Here is a 681-nt window from a genome sequence, read left to right as displayed (position 1 = left end):
CTAACGCCCAGGTTAACCGGCGCCGGAGCGCGAAGCGCGTAGGGCACCAACACTGGCCATAAAAATGGCGAAGCCATGGCCAGTGTTGGCGTCCGCGTTGAACCGACAGTTAGGCTGGTGACAGGTGCTCATTCTTACTTGCGCCAGAACTGCCAGGACTTTTTCTGCTGAGTAATGCTTGCCTTTGGTTGCCAAATGGGCCTTGGCTTGAATGGAGCGAACCCTGTTCCGTCATCGATTCCGATGACTGTGTTGCCGAAGCACTCCAGCATGGCAACCATACAGCCCGTGCCACCGAATGGATAGGCGTGCGGCTCGAAGGACATCGAGTGATGGCCCTCATAGGCATGAATCTCAATGAGATCGTATTCGCCATCCCAGAGGGATGCGAGCATTGACTCGAAGTCCCACGGTGGTGTTGGCATAGACGGGGACAGACGAACGTTGACGGGCGTGGCATTCCACTCCATGTTCCATTGCGCCATTTCGTCTGGAGTTGGATGCCAGAAGTATTGGCGTTCTTGGTCATTAAGGTAGGACTCGAACGCCGCTGTGTCTTCTGTATCGCCCGATGCTTTCGCGGCTTTGACCATTTGAAAGAACTCGTTGGTCCGCGCCAGCGAGGAGTGGTCTTTGGGCTGGAACGTGATGGCGCAATGTTTCATCTTGTAGGCCTAACGC

At 55.4% G+C, this 681-nt stretch carries 1 protein-coding gene; it reads right to left on the bottom strand.

Going from position 1 to position 681, the window contains the following annotated elements; genetic code table 11:
- Positions 1-134 precede the first annotated feature (134 nt).
- Positions 135-665, bottom strand: a complete 531-nt coding sequence (locus EYS42_RS16910) for a hypothetical protein (protein ID WP_130969384.1) — start codon at positions 663-665, stop codon at positions 135-137.
- Positions 666-681: the final 16 nt, after the last annotated feature.

It is taken from the genome of Aquabacterium lacunae (assembly GCF_004310865.1).
Classification (GTDB): domain Bacteria; phylum Pseudomonadota; class Gammaproteobacteria; order Burkholderiales; family Burkholderiaceae_C; genus Aquabacterium; species Aquabacterium lacunae.
The sequence above is the reverse complement of the archived record's forward strand: the minus strand, read 5'-3'. Positions and strand labels throughout refer to the sequence as shown.